At 68.3% G+C, this 16,844-nt stretch carries 12 protein-coding genes; 5 read left to right on the forward strand and 7 right to left on the reverse strand.

Annotation, left to right across the window (positions count from 1 at the left end; genetic code table 11):
• Positions 1-11 precede the first annotated feature (11 nt).
• The 3 genes from AC5RW2_RS05675 to AC5RW2_RS05685 all read left to right on the forward strand — a co-directional run bounded on the left by AC5RW2_RS05675 (position 12) and on the right by AC5RW2_RS05685 (position 5,606).
• A complete protein-coding gene (locus AC5RW2_RS05675) occupies positions 12-1,172 on the forward strand; it encodes an exonuclease SbcCD subunit D (RefSeq protein ID WP_494073741.1) in 1,161 nt (386 codons plus the stop codon).
• Positions 1,169-4,207, forward strand: a complete 3,039-nt coding sequence (locus tag AC5RW2_RS05680; RefSeq protein ID WP_494073742.1) for an AAA family ATPase — start codon at positions 1,169-1,171, stop codon at positions 4,205-4,207. Before AC5RW2_RS05675 ends, AC5RW2_RS05680 begins: the two co-directional genes overlap by 4 nt.
• 82 nt (positions 4,208-4,289) lie before the next feature.
• Entirely contained in the window at positions 4,290-5,606 is a 1,317-nt protein-coding gene (locus tag AC5RW2_RS05685) for an MFS transporter (protein WP_494000090.1), read from the forward strand.
• 29 nt (positions 5,607-5,635) lie between these two features.
• Here AC5RW2_RS05685 and AC5RW2_RS05690 read toward each other — a convergent pair whose 3' ends face one another.
• A complete protein-coding gene (locus AC5RW2_RS05690) occupies positions 5,636-6,349 on the reverse strand; it encodes an IclR family transcriptional regulator (protein WP_494012403.1) in 714 nt (237 codons plus the stop codon).
• A gap of 333 nt (positions 6,350-6,682) precedes the next feature.
• On the opposite strand from AC5RW2_RS05690, the gene AC5RW2_RS05695 reads away from it, so the two are divergent.
• Complete coding sequence (locus tag AC5RW2_RS05695) at positions 6,683-8,074, forward strand: MFS transporter (RefSeq protein ID WP_494073743.1); 1,392 nt, start codon at positions 6,683-6,685, stop codon at positions 8,072-8,074.
• A 117-nt stretch (positions 8,075-8,191) separates the two neighbouring features.
• Here AC5RW2_RS05695 and AC5RW2_RS05700 read toward each other — a convergent pair whose 3' ends face one another.
• A complete protein-coding gene (locus tag AC5RW2_RS05700; RefSeq protein ID WP_494073744.1) occupies positions 8,192-8,860 on the reverse strand; it encodes a phosphoribosyltransferase in 669 nt (222 codons plus the stop codon).
• A 369-nt stretch (positions 8,861-9,229) separates the two neighbouring features.
• On the opposite strand from AC5RW2_RS05700, the gene AC5RW2_RS05705 reads away from it, so the two are divergent.
• Positions 9,230-10,774 carry an MFS transporter gene (locus AC5RW2_RS05705; protein ID WP_494073745.1) on the forward strand — a complete coding sequence of 515 codons (1,545 nt, stop codon included), beginning with the start codon at positions 9,230-9,232 and terminating at the stop codon, positions 10,772-10,774.
• Between the two features lie 5 nt (positions 10,775-10,779).
• Here the strand turns inward: AC5RW2_RS05705 and AC5RW2_RS05710 are convergent, their stop codons facing one another.
• From AC5RW2_RS05710 to AC5RW2_RS05730, 5 genes are all read right to left on the reverse strand, one after another.
• Entirely contained in the window at positions 10,780-11,628 is an 849-nt protein-coding gene (locus AC5RW2_RS05710; RefSeq protein WP_494012399.1) for a Rieske (2Fe-2S) protein, read from the reverse strand.
• 181 nt (positions 11,629-11,809) lie between these two features.
• The gene (gene hpaD, locus AC5RW2_RS05715; protein WP_494073746.1) at positions 11,810-12,907 is read right to left on the reverse strand and encodes a 3,4-dihydroxyphenylacetate 2,3-dioxygenase; all 1,098 of its coding nucleotides are present in this window, start codon (positions 12,905-12,907) and stop codon (positions 11,810-11,812) included.
• Positions 12,908-12,938: 31 nt separating this feature from the next.
• Complete coding sequence (hpaE, locus tag AC5RW2_RS05720; RefSeq protein WP_494073747.1) at positions 12,939-14,468, reverse strand: 5-carboxymethyl-2-hydroxymuconate semialdehyde dehydrogenase; 1,530 nt, start codon at positions 14,466-14,468, stop codon at positions 12,939-12,941.
• A gap of 110 nt (positions 14,469-14,578) precedes the next feature.
• Positions 14,579-15,268 carry a GntR family transcriptional regulator gene (locus tag AC5RW2_RS05725; protein WP_494000082.1) on the reverse strand — a complete coding sequence of 230 codons (690 nt, stop codon included), beginning with the start codon at positions 15,266-15,268 and terminating at the stop codon, positions 14,579-14,581.
• The gene (locus AC5RW2_RS05730; RefSeq protein WP_494073884.1) at positions 15,244-16,716 is read right to left on the reverse strand and encodes a fumarylacetoacetate hydrolase family protein; all 1,473 of its coding nucleotides are present in this window, start codon (positions 16,714-16,716) and stop codon (positions 15,244-15,246) included. The genes AC5RW2_RS05725 and AC5RW2_RS05730 overlap by 25 nt, the downstream gene beginning before the upstream one ends.
• Positions 16,717-16,844 lie beyond the last annotated feature (128 nt).

Here is a 16,844-nt window from a genome sequence, read left to right on the forward strand (position 1 = left end):
AGTTTGGAAATATGAGGTTACTGCACACGTCCGACTGGCACCTGGGTCGTTCTTTCCACGGCGTCGGGATGCTGCAGGCGCAGCACGCTTTCGTGGAGCAACTCCTGCAGACAGTACGCGAGGAGGGCATCGACGTGGTGCTCATCGCGGGCGATGTGTACGACCGCGCGCTTCCCGGTGTAGATGTGGTCAACCTCTTTTCCGATGCCTTGTCGCGCATCCGCGGTGCCGGGGCAACGGTGATCTTGACCAGCGGCAACCACGATTCGGCCACCCGGTTGGGCTTCGGCTCCGGCATCCTGGCCCACGGCGGGGTCCATATCCGTGCCCGGCTGGACCAGCTTGCGGACCCTGTGGAGCTGGACCTGGACGGCGCGACCCTGGCCGTGTACGGGATCCCGTACCTCGAGCCGCGGCTGTGCGCGGAGGAGCTGGGCGCGGAGGCTCCCAGCCACACCGCCGTCACGCGGTCGGCGCTGGATCTAGTCCGTGCCGACCTTGAGCAGAGGCGCGCCGGCGGCGCCGTGCATTCCCTGGTCATGGCGCACACCTTTGCCAGCGGCGGCGTCACCTCGGACAGCGAACGGGACCTGAGCATCGGGGGAGTGGGAGCGGTCCCGCTGGATTTGTTCGACGGCCTCGACTATGTGGCGCTGGGCCACCTGCACGGGCGCCAGGCGCTGAGCGAAACCGTGCGCTATTCCGGCTCACCGCTGCCTTATTCGTTCTCCGAGGCCGGCCACGAGAAGGGCGGCATCATCCTCGAATTCACCGCGGACGGGCTCGCGTCGGTGGAAAACGTCAGCTGGCCCTCCCCGCGCAGGCTCGCCGTGCTCAGGGGCACCATGCAGGACCTGCTCGAATCGGCGGACCACGCCTGGGCGCAGGACGCCTATTGCCAAATCACGGTCACCGACGACGAACGCCCGGCGAAGGCGATGGAACGGCTGCGGGCGCGCTTTCCCGACACGCTGGTGCTCAACTTCGAACCCGCCTCCGGGCCGCGCCGCGACACCATGAGCTACAGCCAGCGCATCGCGAAGGCCCAGGACGACCTGGAGGTCTGCTGCGGCTTCCTGGACCACGTCCGCTCCCGGCCGGCCGACGAAGCCGAACGCGCACTGCTGGCCGAGGCGTTGGCCGAGGTGCAGGCCGCGGAGGCCGCGGCATGAGGATCCACCGGCTTGAAATGCAGGCCTTCGGGCCGTTCGCTGCGCGGGAAACCATTGACTTCGACGAGCTGGGAGAGCAGGGGCTGTTCCTGCTCAACGGGCCGACCGGGGCCGGCAAGACCAGCATCCTGGACGCCATCTGTTTTGCGCTGTACGGGTCCGTTCCCGGCGCACGCCAGCAGGGGAAGCGGCTGCGCAGCGACCACGCCGAACCCGGGACAGAGCCGGAAGTCGTGTGCGAATTCTCCGCCCGCGGCAGACGGTTCGAAGTGACCCGCAACCCGCAGTGGGAACGGCCCTCGTCCCGGGCCAGGTCCGGATCGGTGACGGAGCAGGCGCGCACGCTGCTGCGCGAGAAGATCAACGGGGCCTGGGTCCAGAAAAGCGGCCGCAACGACGAGGCCGCGGCCGAGCTGCTGGCCGTCCTGGGCATGAGCCTGGAACAGTTCACCAAGGTAGTCCTGTTGCCCCAAGGCGACTTCGCGGCGTTCCTGCGCGCCGACGCCAGGGAACGCCGGCCGTTGCTGCAGCGACTGTTCGCGACCGACCGCTACGAGGCGGTGGAGCAGGTCCTGGCGGACGAAGCGGCCAAGGCTCGCTCGGACTACCTGGCCGCGGTGGCAGGATCCGACCACCTGCTCGCGCGGGCAACAGAGGAAGCAGCCCGGCATCTGGCCGCCGAGGACATGCCGGACCAGTCAATGCCTGCCGCGGACCTGCTCGCCGCGCTTGAGTCCTCGATGGCGTCCGCGGCCGGCTCCGTCCGCGACGTGGCCGAGCGCGGACAAGATGAGCTGGGCCGGCTGCGGGAGGCGATCGCCCGGCACGAGCGGGCGCTGGCCGACCACGCGGAATTGGCGGCGCTGGAGAAACTGGCAGCCGAGCACCGCAACGGCGCCGACGGCCACGCAGCGCTGACCGAAACCCTGGCATCGCACCGGGCCGCGGAACTGCTGGCGTCGCCCATCCGGCACCGGGATCAGGCGGCACTTGCTGTGGAACGGGCCGGGAAAGAGTTTTTGGACCGGATCGACGAGGCCGAAGCCCATCCGCTCTTCCCAACATTCGTTTCCCGCCGCCCCGACCCCGATGCCGCGGGACAGGCGCTGCTCGAGGAGGCGGCGGCACAGCTCTCCGCCGAGCTCGGACGAATCCGCGCCCTGCTGCCGGAAGAGCAGCGGTTGCAGGCGGCGGCTGCCGACGTGCGGCGGTTGGAACAGCACGCGGGCCGATTGGCCAAGGACATCGGTGCCGCGGAAACAACCCGGGAACGGCTGGCTGAAACCGGCCGCGGGCTGCAGGAGGAATTGGCCACGCTGGCGGCAGCCTCCGACGACGTAGGCCTGCTCACCGAGCGGCTGGAACAAGCCCGGCAGCTTCGGGAGACCGTGGCCGACTACGGCGCCTGCCTGGCCAAGACCGACGAGGCCCGCCGGAACCGCGATGCGGCGCACGCCAGGCAACTTCGGCGCAAGGAAGCCTGGCTGTCGCTGTTGGAACAGCGACTCGATCAAGCCGCAGCGGAGCTCGCCGCCAACCTTGCAGAGGGAGACCCCTGTCCGGTGTGTGGCGGAACGGAACATCCGCAACCGGCCGCGGCCGCCGGCGGACACCTGGTCACCCGTGAACAGGAAACAGCAGCCCGGGAGGACCACGCGGCGGCGGAAGCCACGTACTCCCAGGCCCGTGAGGCGTGCGCGGCACTGGAACAGCAACTCTCGGCCCTGGCCTCCCGCGGCGGCGCGACCGACGCCGCCGAAGCGGCCGCCGCCGTCGTCGCCGCCCGTGCCCGTTTGGACGAGGCCGTCGCGGTCCGGGAACGGCGCACAAAACTGCAGGAACGGGCGGCCGCCACGACCGAGCAGCTCGACGAGAACGGCCGGCAGCTGTCGGCCCTGGCCGTGGCCAAGGCCTCCGCCGATTCCGACCTCAAGGCCGGGAGGGAACGCGTGCAGGAACTCGAGCAGAAGCTGCGCGAGGCCCGTCCGGACGGAGGCAGCCTGCACGAACACGCGGCCTCGCTGTCCCGCCTCGACCAACTGCTGGCCGCTGCCCTGGACGTCCTGGGACAGCACCGCCACTGCGGCAACGCGTTGGAGCAGGCAGAGGCCGATCTGGCCTCGGCCATCGGGCAGTCCAGCTTCGCCTCCGAAGACGAAATCCGGGTGTCCCTGCTGGCACCGGCACAGCTGCAAGAACTGCAGCGGCGCCACACCGCCTACACCGAAGCAGGCCAGCGGCTGCAGGTGCTGGAGTCCTCCGAAGCCGTCGTCCGTGCCCGCACCGCCCTCGAGAAGGGCGAAACACTGCCGGGGACCGCGGAACTGGACGCGGCACGCGGGGAAGCCGCGGTCCTGGACGGGCTGGTGCAGGAGCACCACGTGCGGCACGGGGTGCTGACTGCGTCGCAGCAACAACTTGCCAGCTACCGCCGGCGTTTTGACGAGGAACAAGTCCGCTTGGCCCCGATCGCGGAACGGCACGAGCTCCTGCAGTCGGTGGCGGACACGGTCAGGGGACTGGGCGAGAACGAACGCAAGATGACGCTCACCACCTACGTCCTGGCCGCGCGGCTGGAGCAGATTGCGGCGGCGGCTTCCGAACGCCTCATCGCCATGACCGACGGGCGGTACACCCTGGTCCACGACGACTCGAAGTCCGGCAACAAGAAGTCGGGCCTGGGATTGCACGTCAGCGACGAATGGACGGGGCAGCGGCGCGACACCTCCACCCTGTCCGGCGGCGAATCCTTCATGGCCTCGCTTGCGCTGGCACTCGGCCTGGCCGACGTAGTGCAGGCAGAGGCAGGCGGCGTGGACATCGAGACGCTGTTCGTCGATGAGGGATTCGGCAGCCTGGATGAGCAGGCGTTGGAGCAGGTCATGGATGCGTTGGAGGGACTGCGCGACGGGGGCCGGGTCATCGGCCTGGTCAGCCACGTAGCGGAGATGAAGCAGCGCATCGGCGCCCAGCTCCAAGTCACGAAGGGGCGCCACGGCTCCTCCGTCCGCACCGTGCTCACCGGGGCCGCCTGACCACCGGTATGATAGTTGTGTTATCCGGGTTGTGCGCATCGGGAGGCGGGACGATGCGCGGTTCGAACCAACGGAAAAACCGATGACTGCTTCTGATTCCGGCGCGCCCGCCCAGCAACAAGCCCCCGGCAACGACACCTCCGGCCGCCGACGTCGCAAGACCCGAAACCCCTTCGGCCGCTACGCGCGGCTGGCGCGGATGGCCGGAGCCTCTTTTCTGGCCATCGGATTCCTTGCCCGGCTGCCGCTGGCGATGCTCACGGTCGGCGCCCTGACACTGGTCACCGTAAGCACCGGATCCTACGCCTCAGGCGGTTTCGCCGCAGGTGCCGTAGGCATCGGCTCGGCCGCCGGTGCGCCGCTCTTCGGCTACCTTGCCGACCGGGTCGGTCAGCGGCCCGTGCTGCTGGTCGCGGCTGCCGCACACACCTGCGCGATTGCCGTGCTGCTGACCTGCGTCTACATCGGAGGCAGTGGAGCCGGCCCCGTGGCGGTGCTTGCGGCGTCCTTCGCCGTCGGGGCCACCTGTCCGCAGGTCGGCCCGCTGGCCAGGGTGCGCTGGATGGCGATGACCCGCAAGGACAAGCCGGTATTGGACACGGCGCTGTCCTACGAGAGCACCGCCGACGAACTGACGTTCGTGCTCGGACCGGCCCTGGTCGGGCTGCTCGCGGCGCTGATTGCCCCGTGGCTGCCCTTCGTGCTGGCCGCCGCCCTGACCGTGACGATGGTGACTGCCTTTGCCGTCCACCCCACCTACCGTGCGGTCGTCCCGGTGACGCCCGGACTGGTCAAGGCGCATCCCGGAGCCGCTGCGGCTGCCTCGCCGGTGCGGATCAACTGGCCGCTGGTTGCCATCCCCGTGCTGGGGATGGTGGCCATGGGCGTGTTCTTCGGCGCAACCCAGAACGCCCTGAGTGCCTTCGGCGGCAGCTTCGGCGCGGCCGACACCGCGGGCCTGCTGTATGCGCTGCTGGGCCTGACGTCGGCCTTCGGTGCGCTGTCCGTGGCCTACTGGCCCGCACGGTGGAAACATTCCAGCCGCTGGGTCGTGTGCGCGGCGGCGATGACGGCGTTCTGCGTCCTGCTGCTGCTGCCCGCCGAAGTGCTGCCGATGATTTTCGTGCTGCTGGTGGTCGGCGTACCCGTCGGACCCACCATGGTCACCATCTACGGCATCGGAAGCCTGGTCGCTCCGGACGAGCGGCTCGGCACGGTGATGACGCTGCTCGCCAGCGGCGTCGTCCTCGGCTCTGCCATTGGCTCGGCGGTAGCCGGGGCGCTGGCCGAGAACCTGGGACACTCCGGTGCGTTCCTGGTGTCGATTGCCGCCTCAGCCATGCTGCTGGTGCTGGGCCTGGTCGCTGCCGCCGTCGTCCGGCGCCGCGGGGACGCCTGACAGCCGGCCGCCTGCTGCCGCGGCCGGGCTCAGCGCAGCTCCGCCTCGATGACTGCGGCTGAGCGCTTCAACGCCTCCGCAATTTGCTCATCCGGAGTGTCGGTCCGGATGTAGACCACGGCCACGGCAGCCGGGAGCTGCCCCGGGACGGTGACCGGCACGGCGACCGACGAGACGCCGGGGATGACCTCGTCATGGCTGATGGCATACCCGGCGGCCTTGGCGAGCCGGGCCTCCGGACGGATCGGCTGGCCCGGAGCATGCTGCTCCCACTGGTCCCGGGTCAGGGCCGATTGGATGGCGATGCCCGGGGCTCCCGCGGCAAAGGAATGCCGGGTGCCCGGACGCTGCACCAGTGCCGTCGTATGCCGCGGCTCCACGGTCAGCAGCGTCACGCAGTCGTGCTGGTCCCAGACCGCGACAAAGGCCGTCATCATCAGGTCGTTGGCCAGTGCTGTCAGCTCCGGCAGCGCCGCCGACTGCAGGTCCCGCGAAACACCCCGGGCCAGCGCGGCCAGGCCGGGCCCCGCCTGCACCCTGCCAGCCGAATCGCGCATCAGCAGCGAATGGTCCTCGAGCGTGCGCAGGATCCGGTAGGCGACCGAGCGGTGCACGCCCAACGCCTCGGACAACTCGGCGATCGTCATCGGCGACGGCGCCTCCGCCAGGATCTCCAGGGCCCTGATGCCGCGCGACAGGGTCTGCGAGTGCGCCGGAGCGGGTTTGATGGGGGTCTGGCTCATCGGTACATCCTCTGGAAAGTCCTGCACGGGAAATGCGGCGGGAACCGGTCACAGTGCTTGTGCCGGCCCTCACAGGTCCCATTGTTCTATATCGGGACAAAGCGTCCAACTATAGAACGCAGCGCCGTGCTCGGCAGCTTCTTTGGGGTATGGGGCGCTCACGGCCTCCTGTCGTTCCCGCAGGAGAGCGACGTCGTGGCGCACCCCGGCGGCGTTTGGGCGTTATGGAAATGATATGGCGGCGCTATGTGTGGCCCGTCACTGTCCGGTAATATGGCTCCAGTCACATTACCGACCGTTCGGTAACCGTTCTGTGAATTCAACGGAGAAAATATGTCAACGTCAGAAGAGCTGGCAGGCAACCTCAGCCCAGCAGCCCGCCGTGAAGAGCGCAAGGTGCTCGCGGGCACCTTGGTCGGTACCACCATCGAGTGGTACGACTTCTTCATTTACGCGCAAGCCGCCGGCCTGGTGCTGGCTACGTTGTACTTCGCGCCGCTGTCCCAGGAGAGCGCCGGCCTGGCGCAGATCGTTTCCTGGGCCTCGCTGGGTATCAGCTTCCTGTTCCGCCCGCTCGGCGCCATCGTCGCCGGCCACTTGGGCGACCGTTTGGGCCGGAAGATGATGCTGGTCTTCACGCTGGTGCTCATGGGCGCCGCGACATTCCTGATCGGCGTGCTGCCGACCTATGGGGACATCGGGATCACGGCCCCGATCCTGTTGGTGTTCCTGCGCATCCTGCAGGGATTCTCGGCCGGCGGCGAATGGGGCGGCGCCGCGCTGATGTCCGTGGAGCACGCGCCGGTCAACAAGCGCGGCTTCTTCGGTGCCTACCCGCAAATCGGTGTTCCCATCGGCATGATCCTTGCCACCGGTGTGATGTGGCTGATGACCACTATCCTCAGCGAGGATGCCTTCCTTGCGTGGGGCTGGCGCGTACCGTTCCTGTTCTCGGTCGTGCTGATCCTGGTCGGCTACTTCATCCGTCGCTCCGTGTCCGAGTCCCCGGTCTTCAAGGAGATGCAGGAGCGCAAGAAGGAATCGGCCGCTCCGCTGGGCCAGCTGTTCAAGCACAACTGGAAAGAGGTCATCCTCACCGCGCTGATCTTCATTGCCAACAATGCCGCCGGATACCTGCTGATCGCGTTCTTCGCTTCCTACGCCACCAAGCCGGCGGAGGCCGGAGGCCTGGGGATGGACCGCCCATCGGTCTTGCTGGCCACCACGCTTGCTGCTTTCGGCTGGTTGATCTTTACCATGTACGGCGGAATTCTCTCCGACAAGATCGGCCGCATCCGCACCTTCCAGATTGGCTACGTGTGGGTCCTGCTGTGGCAGATTCCCATGTTCATGCTCATCGACACCGCGAGCATTCTGCTGATGGGCATCGCGATGTTCGTGCTGACCATCGGTCTGGGCCTGTCCTACGGCCCGCAGTCGGCCCTCTATGCCGAAATGTTCCCGGCCAACGTCCGATACTCCGGCGTTTCCATCGGCTACGCCATTGGTGCCATCCTTGGCGGTGCCTTCGCTCCGTTGATCGCCGAGTTGTTGTTGGGCCGGACCGGAAGCACGATCTCCATCGGGATCTACATCATGGTGCTGTGCGTCATCTCGCTCGTGGCAGTCTCCGTGGTCAAGGAGACCAAGGGCAAGAACCTGCGCGTGGAGGAAGCACACCAGGAGTACCTGCAGCAGCACCCCGAAGCGCGCGAGAACCGCTAAGTCGCGCCAGTCACCAGAGGCCACCAACTAAGGCCTCCGCGGGACTGCAGAGACGGACCGCCGCCGGCAGCGATGCCGGCGGCGGTCCGCTGTGCTTTAACCTGGTGGCGGCAGCCGCTACCGGGGCAGCGCTGCCATGACCTCGTCGTCGCTGACCTGGCCAAAGTATTGGTAGGCCTCGCCTACGGCTCTGAAATTGCGTGGCTGGCGCAGGCAGATCACGGCCTCGGCCAGTTTCTGGAGCTCGGCACAGGCCTGCGGCGGGCCCACCGGCACCGCGACGACGATCTCGCGGGGGTCGCTCTGCCGTACGGCGTTGATCGCAGCCTTCATGGTGGCGCCGGTGGCCAACCCGTCATCGCAGAGGATCGTGGTCCGGCCGCGCACCTCTACCGTCCGGCCCTGGAGATACGCTTCCTGCCGCCGCTTCAGTTCGGCCCGTTCCCTGTCCTGGACCTCCTGCAGCCGCTGTTCGCTGTAATTGCGGCGGCGCAGTTCTGCCACTATCGCTTCCACCATGACGACGGCGGTGTGCCCGCCATGGGCGGCCAAGGCACCGAAGGCGACCTCCGGCTGGCCCGGAATGCCTAGTTTGCGGACGATGAGCGCGTCGAAGTCGGCGGCCAGTTCTTTCGCCAACACCGCGCCCACCGGGACGCCGCCGCGCGCCAGGCCGAGCACGGTGACGTCGTCGCGGCCGCGGTATGCTGCCAGTTCGGCCGCCAGTTGCCGGGCGGCATCGGGTCGATCGGTGAAAGGGGCAGGTGCTCCGCTCAACAGTCCCACAATTTCAGTATCCTCTTGCGTTTCCCGGCTCGCGAGGGGGAGCGAACGCCCGCCGCGGCGGCGAAACGTGACGTGGCGGGCGTTCCGCCGGCCCAACGAAGCGGCTATTGCTCGACAGCCTGATAGACCGCTTAACCTGCATGGGTAGTTCTCCCCATCGCGGGTCGGATGCCCGCGGGATATGCTCGTGACAACGGTGGGGCTCGGAACGGGGGCCCGCATCGCGTCGGCTGGACTTGGGTCCGGCCGTGGAAGAGCCGGACCCGCAGGATTCCCCCAACGCCTGCCGCTCCGGCTCTTTCGTTTAACGCGGCTGTCGCCGCAGGCGCGCGGTTTGGCAGCGGAGCCGTCCCGGCGTATGAATGGTAGGTGACCCAAGCCTCCGACCCCGCTCCCGAGAACCGATCAGCGCCCCGACCGGCCGGCCCCGACGGCACCGAGGCCGGCTTCGTCCCCGACCCCGGCCGGTGGCGGATCCTGGCCGTGCTGCTGGTGGCCATCTTCATGTCGCTGGTGAGCGTGAGCATCGTCAACGTGGTGCTGCCGTCCATCCAAACCGGACTGGGCGCGTCGGACTCGGACCTCCAGTGGGTGCTCTCCGGCTATGCGCTGACTTTTGGTGTAGTGCTGGTGGCCGCCGGACGGGCGGGCGATATTCTGGGCCGCGGCCCGCTGTTCATCGCCGGCGTCGCGCTCTTCACGCTCTCCTCGGTGGCCGCCGGACTCGCTCCGGATCCGCTCAGCCTGAACATCACCCGCTTCGTGCAGGGCCTGGGGTCGGGGCTGCTGAATCCTCAGGCCGTGGGGATGATCCAGCAGTATTTCCGCGGTGCGGAACGCGGCCGTGCCTACGGGGCGCTCGGCAGCGTGATTGGCGTGTCGGTGGCCGTCGGGCCCCTGTTGGGCGGAACGATCATTGAGTTCGCCGGTGTCCAGGACGGGTGGCGCTGGACCTTCCTCGTGAATGTACCGGTCGGGATCCTGGCCATCGTGCTGGCGCTGATGTGGTTCAAACCGCGGCACACCGCCGTTGACCCTCCAGGGGAAGCAGACCGCGAAGGCGCCGCCGGCCTGCCCCGGGTAGCCAAGCCCGAACGCGACCTCGATCCCGTCGGGGCCGTGCTGCTGGGCCTGTCGGTGCTGGCGCTGCTGCTGCCCTTCGTCGAACGCGGGGCCGGTGCATGGATCTGGCTGCTGCTTCCCGGCGGCGCGGGACTGCTGGCGCTGTGGGCCTGGTGGGAACATACTTACAGCCACCGCGGGCGCAGCCCGATGGTCGACCTGCGGATCTTCCGCACCCACAGCTTCTCCGCCGGCTCGCTGATCGCCGGCCTGTACTTCATGGGCGTGACCAGCGTATGGGTGCTGGTGGCGCTCTACATCCAGCAGGGGCTGGGCGGCAGCGCTCTGGAGGCGGGGTTGATCGGGCTGCCTGCCGCGCTGCTCGGCGCCTATTCGTCGCACTGGTCCGGCAAGCGGGTGCTGGAGCGTGGGCGGCAAATGATCGTCGCCGGGATCCTCTGCGCGTTGCTGGGGCTGGCGTCGACCATCGCCGTAATCCAACTGGAGGCAGCCGGGTTGCTCAGCATCTGGTGGATGCTGCTGACGCTGTCGTTCATCGGCATGGCGCAGGGCCTCATTATCACCCCCAACCAGACGCTAACTTTGGCCGACGTGTCGTTGGAGTACGCGGGGAGCGCCGGGGGAGTGCTGCAGACGGCCCAGCGCATCGGCACCGCCGTGGGCATTGCGGTCATCACCGCCGTCGCCTTTTCCGTCCAGGCCCGGTCAGGCTGGACCGAGGCGATCACCGCCGGACTGGCCGTCACCGCCGCGTCCGTTGTCGCCACGCTCGTCATCGCCGGAACCGACGCCCGCCGCGCCTCCCGCAGGTCCAGGCCGCGGCGGGGCTGAGCCGGTCAGCTCAGCCGGACCTCGACCTGCCCCTCGCGGACGCGTGTTTCGTAGGCTGGCTGCTCGGAGCTGGCGGGGCCCCTGACGATGCTGCCGTCCGCCAGGCGGAAGCGGCTGCCGTGCCAGGGGCAGGTGATGCACCCGTCGTCGACCTGTCCTTCTGCCAGCGGCCCGCCCATGTGGCTGCAGACGCTGTCCAGCGCCCGGACGGTGCCATCGCTGCGAAACAGGACCAGCGACACGTCGCCGGCGTGCGCCAGCTGCGGCCGGCCCTCGGCCAGTTCGCTCTCCGCCAGGACGGGGGTCCACTCGACGGGACCTTTCCGCCACGCCGTGTGGTTGACGTTGACGCCGCGGGCGTAGCTCAGGTGGCCGCCCAGGTAGCCGCCGGACATCACCAGCCCGAAGCCGCCCAGCGCGAGCACCTTGGCAAGCCCCCGGCGCTCGCCGCGGCGGGCCAGGAAGGAAGCGGCGAAGCACACCAACGCCGCCGAGTTGGATGCGGCGTGCACGATGCCGAGCCGGCGGTCCTCGCCCTGCGTATCCGACCAGTCGTTGAGCCCGGCCCACGCCGTGGGTACGGCCGTGAGAATTCCGGCGGCCACCAGGAGGTCGGCCGCGGGCTCGGCACGGCGGCCGCCCACGGTGTCCAGCAGCGTGGACATGGTCCAGGCACCGATGGGAAAGTCGGTCAACAGCGGATGCAGCGGGTGGCCCACGAAGCTGCCGCTGAGGACGTTCCTGATCGGCCGGGGTCTGACGATCCTGCCCACCAGCCCGGCCACCGGTTCGGCGACCTTGTCCAGAGCCTCGGTTCGTTCTATCCGTGCAACGACGGTGCGCAGAATACTCACGCCGTTTCCCCCATCCCCTAGAACGGTCGGCACCCCGGACCGCCCCGTCGGCCGGGCGCCGGCACCGCGTGTAGGTGCCAGTGTGGCATCCGGCGGCGGGGCGGGCAAGGCCACAGACGCCGCTGGGCGGCTTCCCTGCGGAAGCCGCCCAGCGGCGTCGTCATGCGGTCGAAGACCGGGACTAGACCTGGTTGCCGATCTTAAAGCCCTTCGACGCCTGGCCGCGGAAGGTGCCGTCCTCGTCGTCCGCCCGGGTGAAGGAGAATCCGTCGGCGCCGATGGTCACCTCCATCTCGGAGTTGTCGGTGCGCTCGATGACCTCCTGCGGGTTGCCGTCGAGGTCGAGCACCAGGGACGCCTCGGTGTACCAGGACGGGACCACCGGGTTGCCCCACCAGTCGCGGCGCTGGTTGTCGTGGACATCCCAGGTGATGACGGGGTTGTCCGGGTCGCCGGTGTAGTAGTCCTGGGTGTAGATCTCCACGCGGTGGCCATCGGGATCCAGGATGTACAGGTAGAAGGCGTTGGACACGCCGTGGCGGCCGGGACCGCGTTCGATCCGGTCGGACATGCGCAGGGCGCCCATCTTGTCGCAGATCTGGATGATGTTGTGCTTCTCGTGGGTGGAGAAGGCCACGTGGTGCATCCGCGGACCGTTGCCGCCGGTCAGGGCGGTGTCGTGCACCGTGCCCTTGCGGTGCATCCAGGCCGCGTAGGTTACGCCGTCGGAGTCCTTGATGTCCTCGGTGACGCGGAAGCCCAGGTCCTCCAGGTACTTGCGGCCGCGCGGGACGTCCGGGGTGACCTGGTTGAAGTGGTCCAGGCGCACCAGCTCGCCGGCCGAGTAGAGGTCGTAGCGCATGTGCAGGCGCTCCACGTGGTCCACCTCGTGGAAGAACTCGTACGGGAAGCCCAGCGGGTCCTCCACGCGGACGGAGTCGCCGATGCCCTTGACGAAGCCTTCCTTGCGGCGCTCGGTGCGGCAGCCCAGCTCCTGGTAGTAGGACTCGGCGCGGTCCACGTCCTCCGGGGACCGCACGCGGTAGGCGAAGGCCGCCACCGCGGCGATCGGGCCCTTGCGCAGCACCAGGTTGTGGTGGATGAACTCTTCGAACGAGCGCAGGTAGATTGCCTCGTCGTCTTCGTGGGTCACGTGCAGGCCCAGCAGGTCCACGTAGAAGGCGCGGGACTTGGCCAGGTCGGTGACCACAATCTCCATGTAGGCGCAGCGCAGGATGTCCGGGGCCGGAACCGAGGGCTTGGGGATTTCGTTGCTCATAATTCTCTCCTTCGAGCGGTAGGGGTAGGTGTCAGGCGTCCGGGATGGCGGCAGCGTCTTCGGCCTTGCCGAAGACCGGGTTGTGCACCTCGCCGAGGTTGATGTGCACGGCCTGCTGGTCGGTGTAGAAGTCGATGGAACGGTATCCGCCCTCGTGGCCCAGGCCGGACGCCTTCACGCCGCCGAACGGGGTGCGCAGGTCGCGGACGTTGTTGGAGTTCAGCCACACCATCCCGGCCTCGACATTCTGGGCGAAGTTGTGGGACCGCTTCAGGTCGTTCGTCCAGATGTAGGCGGCCAGTCCGTACTTGGTGTTGTTGGCCAGTTCGAGGGCCTCCTCGTCCGTATCAAACGGGGTGATGGCCACGACCGGACCGAAGATCTCCTCCTGGAAGATCCGGGCGTCCGGTGCCACGTCGGCGAAGACGGTCGGCTGGATGAAGTTGCCCTCCGGGAACTCCGCGGGCCGGCCGCCGCCGGCGGTCAGGCGGGCCTCCTGCTTGCCGATCTCCACGTAGGACATGACCTTCTCGAAGTGCTCCGGGTGGACCAGGGCGCCGACCTCCGTCGTCTCCTCGTGGGGGAGTCCGACCTTGACCCGCTTTGCCTGGGCGGAGTAGCGCTCGACGAATTCGTCGTAGATGCTCCGCTGGACCAGGATGCGCGAGCCCGCGGTGCAGCGTTCGCCGTTGAGCGAGAAGACGCCGAAGATCGTTGCGTCGATGGCCGCCTCCAGATCGGCATCCTCGAAGACGACGGCGGGGGACTTGCCTCCCAGCTCCATGGAGAGGCCCTTCAGGTACGGCGCCGCGTTCGCGAAGATGATCTGGCCCGTGCGGGATTCGCCCGTGAAGGAGATCAGCGGGACGTCCGGGTGCTTGACCAGGGAGTCCCCGGCGTAGCCTTCCTCGCCGTAGCCGTGGACGATGTTGAAGACGCCCTCGGGCAGGCCGGCCTCTTCGAAGATTCCCGGCCACAGGGACGCGGAGAGCGGGGTGAACTCGGCTGGCTTCAGGACCACGGTGTTGCCGGTGGCCAGCGCCGGACCCAGCTTCCAGGACTCCAGCATGAACGGGGTGTTCCACGGCGTGATCAGGCCCGCGACGCCGATCGGCTTGCGGTTGACGTAGTTGGCCTGGCGGCCGGGAACCTTGAAGGCGTCGTCGTGCTGGGCGACGATGAGGTCGGCGAAGAAACGGAAGTTCTCCGCCGCGCGCTGGGCCTGCCCCAGGGCCTGCTTGATGGGCAGCCCGGTGTCGAAGCACTCCATCTCGGCCAGTTCCTGGCCGCGGGACTCGACGATGTCGGCGACCTTGTGCAGCACGCGGGAGCGCTGGCGCGGCAGCATGGTGGGCCAGGGGCCGTTCTCGAAGGCGTCCTTGGCGGCGGCAACGGCCGCGGCAACGTCGGCTACCTTGCCGGAGGCAGCCTTGAGGTACGGCTTGTTGGTGACCGGGTCCAGCACGTCGAAGGTGTCGCCGTCGATGGAGTCGACAAGCTTGCCGCCGATGTAGTGCTGCAGGTTGGTGGGCAGGTTGTCCGGGACAAAGTGCTCGGCCATGATGGTCCTTTCCATGGGGGTTGAATGGTCGGTAGTCGGTGAGGTCTGGGCTGTGTGTGGTGCTTGGCCGCTGACGACGGCGGGGTGTCGCCGTCGGCAGCGGTCGCGGCCTACAGGGGCGAGGGCGGCAAGCCGTCCGCGGCCAGGTAGGCGTTGAGCGTGTTGGTCCGGTGTGCCCGGGCCGCCTTCTCCACTTCGCCGGCGCTGGCACCGGCGTCGATCAGATCCAGCAGTTGCTCGTGTTCCTCGACGGAGGAGCGGGCGCGGCCGGGGATGTGGCTGAAGCTGGAGGCCCGCATGGCGTTGAGCCGGTTCCAGCCGCGGTGCACCAGGTCCAGGATGTGCGGGTTGGGGCAGCGTTCGTACAACCCGGCGTGGAACCGGTCGTTGAGTTGGGTGAAGCGGCGCGGATCGAAGTCTTCCAGGCAGCGGCGCAGCTCGGCGTTGACCGCTCGCGCCTCGGCCAGGTCCGCGGCGGAGAGCAGCGGCGCGGCCAGGGCCGTCGCCGCGCCCTCGATCACGGCCAGCGTCTGCATGGTGTGCAGGTACAACTCGGCGTCGACGGCCGCGACCGTCGCCCCGATGTTGCGCTCGAACGTCACCAGGCCCTCGGCCTCCAGCCGGCGGATCGCCTCGCGCACAGGCACGGTGCTGCAGCCAAGCTCCGCGGCGATGGTCCCGAGGACCAGCCGGTAGCCGGGCACCAGTTCGCCCTTGGCGATCCGCTCGTGCAGCAGCTCGTAGGCCTGTTCCGACTTGCTGGGGGCCAGGGTGGTCACTTCGGCTGCTCCGCGACCCATGCCTCGTAGCGTGCGCGCCATTCGGCGTTCAGGGGGAACAGGCCCTCGATCTTGTGGCCCTCCTTGACCATCTCGAAGACGAAGCTGTCCTGGCGTTCCTGTTCGACCACCTCGTCCGCGATCTCGGCGGCCAGGGCCGGCGGAATCACCAGGATGCCGTTGTCGTCGGCCACGATGATGTCGCCGGGCTGGATGGTGGTGCCGCCGCAGGCGACCGTCACGTCGGTGTCCCACGGCACGTGCTTGCGTCCCAGCACCGCCGGGTGGGCACCGTTGTAGAACGTCGGGATGTCCAGCGCCGCCACCTCGGAAAGGTCGCGGACCCCGCCGTCGGTAATGATGGCCTCCGCGCCGCGTACCTGGGAGCGCAGGGCGAGGATGTCCCCGAGGGTTCCGGAGCCCTTCTCGCCGCGGGCCTCCATGACCAGGATCTCGCCCGGACCGAGCGCGTCGATGATGCGCTTCTGCGCGTTGTAACCGCCGCCGTGCGACTTGAACAGGTCCTCGCGGTTGGGCACATAGCGCAGGGTACGGGCGGTGCCGATGACCTTCTGGCCCGGCTTGGTGGCCAACAGGCCGTCGACGCTGACGTTGTTCAGCCCGCGCTTCCGCAGCGCGCCGGAGATGGTGGCGGTGGCGACCGACAGCAGCTTGGCCTTGACGTCCTCGGTCAGCGCGGACTTGCCGGTGATTGCCGGCGCCAGCCCGGCCGCTTCCTCGCTGCCGAAGGCATCGATCCGGTCGGCGTCGGTGATCTTGGGAGTGTTGCCGAAGGACGCGAATTCCGCCTCGCCCTGGGTGACGGTGGTCGACAGGCGGCCGGTGCTCAGCCCTGCGGCTTCGTCGGAGACCTCGACCTCGACGACGTCGCCCGGCACGATCACGGAGGAGCCGGCCGGCGTTCCCGTAAGGATGATGTCCCCCGGATGCAGCGTCATCAGCTGCGACAGGTCGGCGACGATCCGGGCGAAGGAGAAGATCAGGCCCGCGGTGGTGTCGTCCTGGACGACCTCGCCGTTGACCCAGGTGCGGATCCGGAGGGCGTCCGGGTTGACCGACGCCGCGGGCAGCAGGGCCGGGCCGATCGGGGTGAAGCCGTCGCCGGACTTGGAGCGGACGTTGGAGCCCTTGTCGGCGTACTTGATGTCGTAGACGCCCAGGTCGTTGCTGGCGGTCACGTGACCCACATGATCCCAAGCCTCGTCGATGCTGATGCGGCGGGCAGGCTTGCCGATGATCAGGGCAATCTCGCCCTCGAAGGCCAGCAGTTCGGTGCCAGCGGGGCGCTCCACGGTGCCGCCCGAGAGGGCCAGCGAGGAGGAGGCCTTCATGAAGTAGGAGGGGTGCGCCGGAACCCGTCCGCGCTGTGCCGCCCGGGAGTTGTAGGACAGATGTACGGCCAGCACCTTGCCGGCGTCCTCCAGGATCTGGGTATCCACCGTTTGCAGCGTGCCCGCGGACTGGGTGACGTTGGCTTCGGACAAAGCTTCCTCCTGTGAAGTACGAAATCGTATATGATCCATCATGGCCTGTGGCGAGGGCCACGTCAAGAACGTGGGGGACATTTTCTTGAACG

It is taken from the genome of Arthrobacter sp. B0316-1-20 (assembly GCF_059091865.1).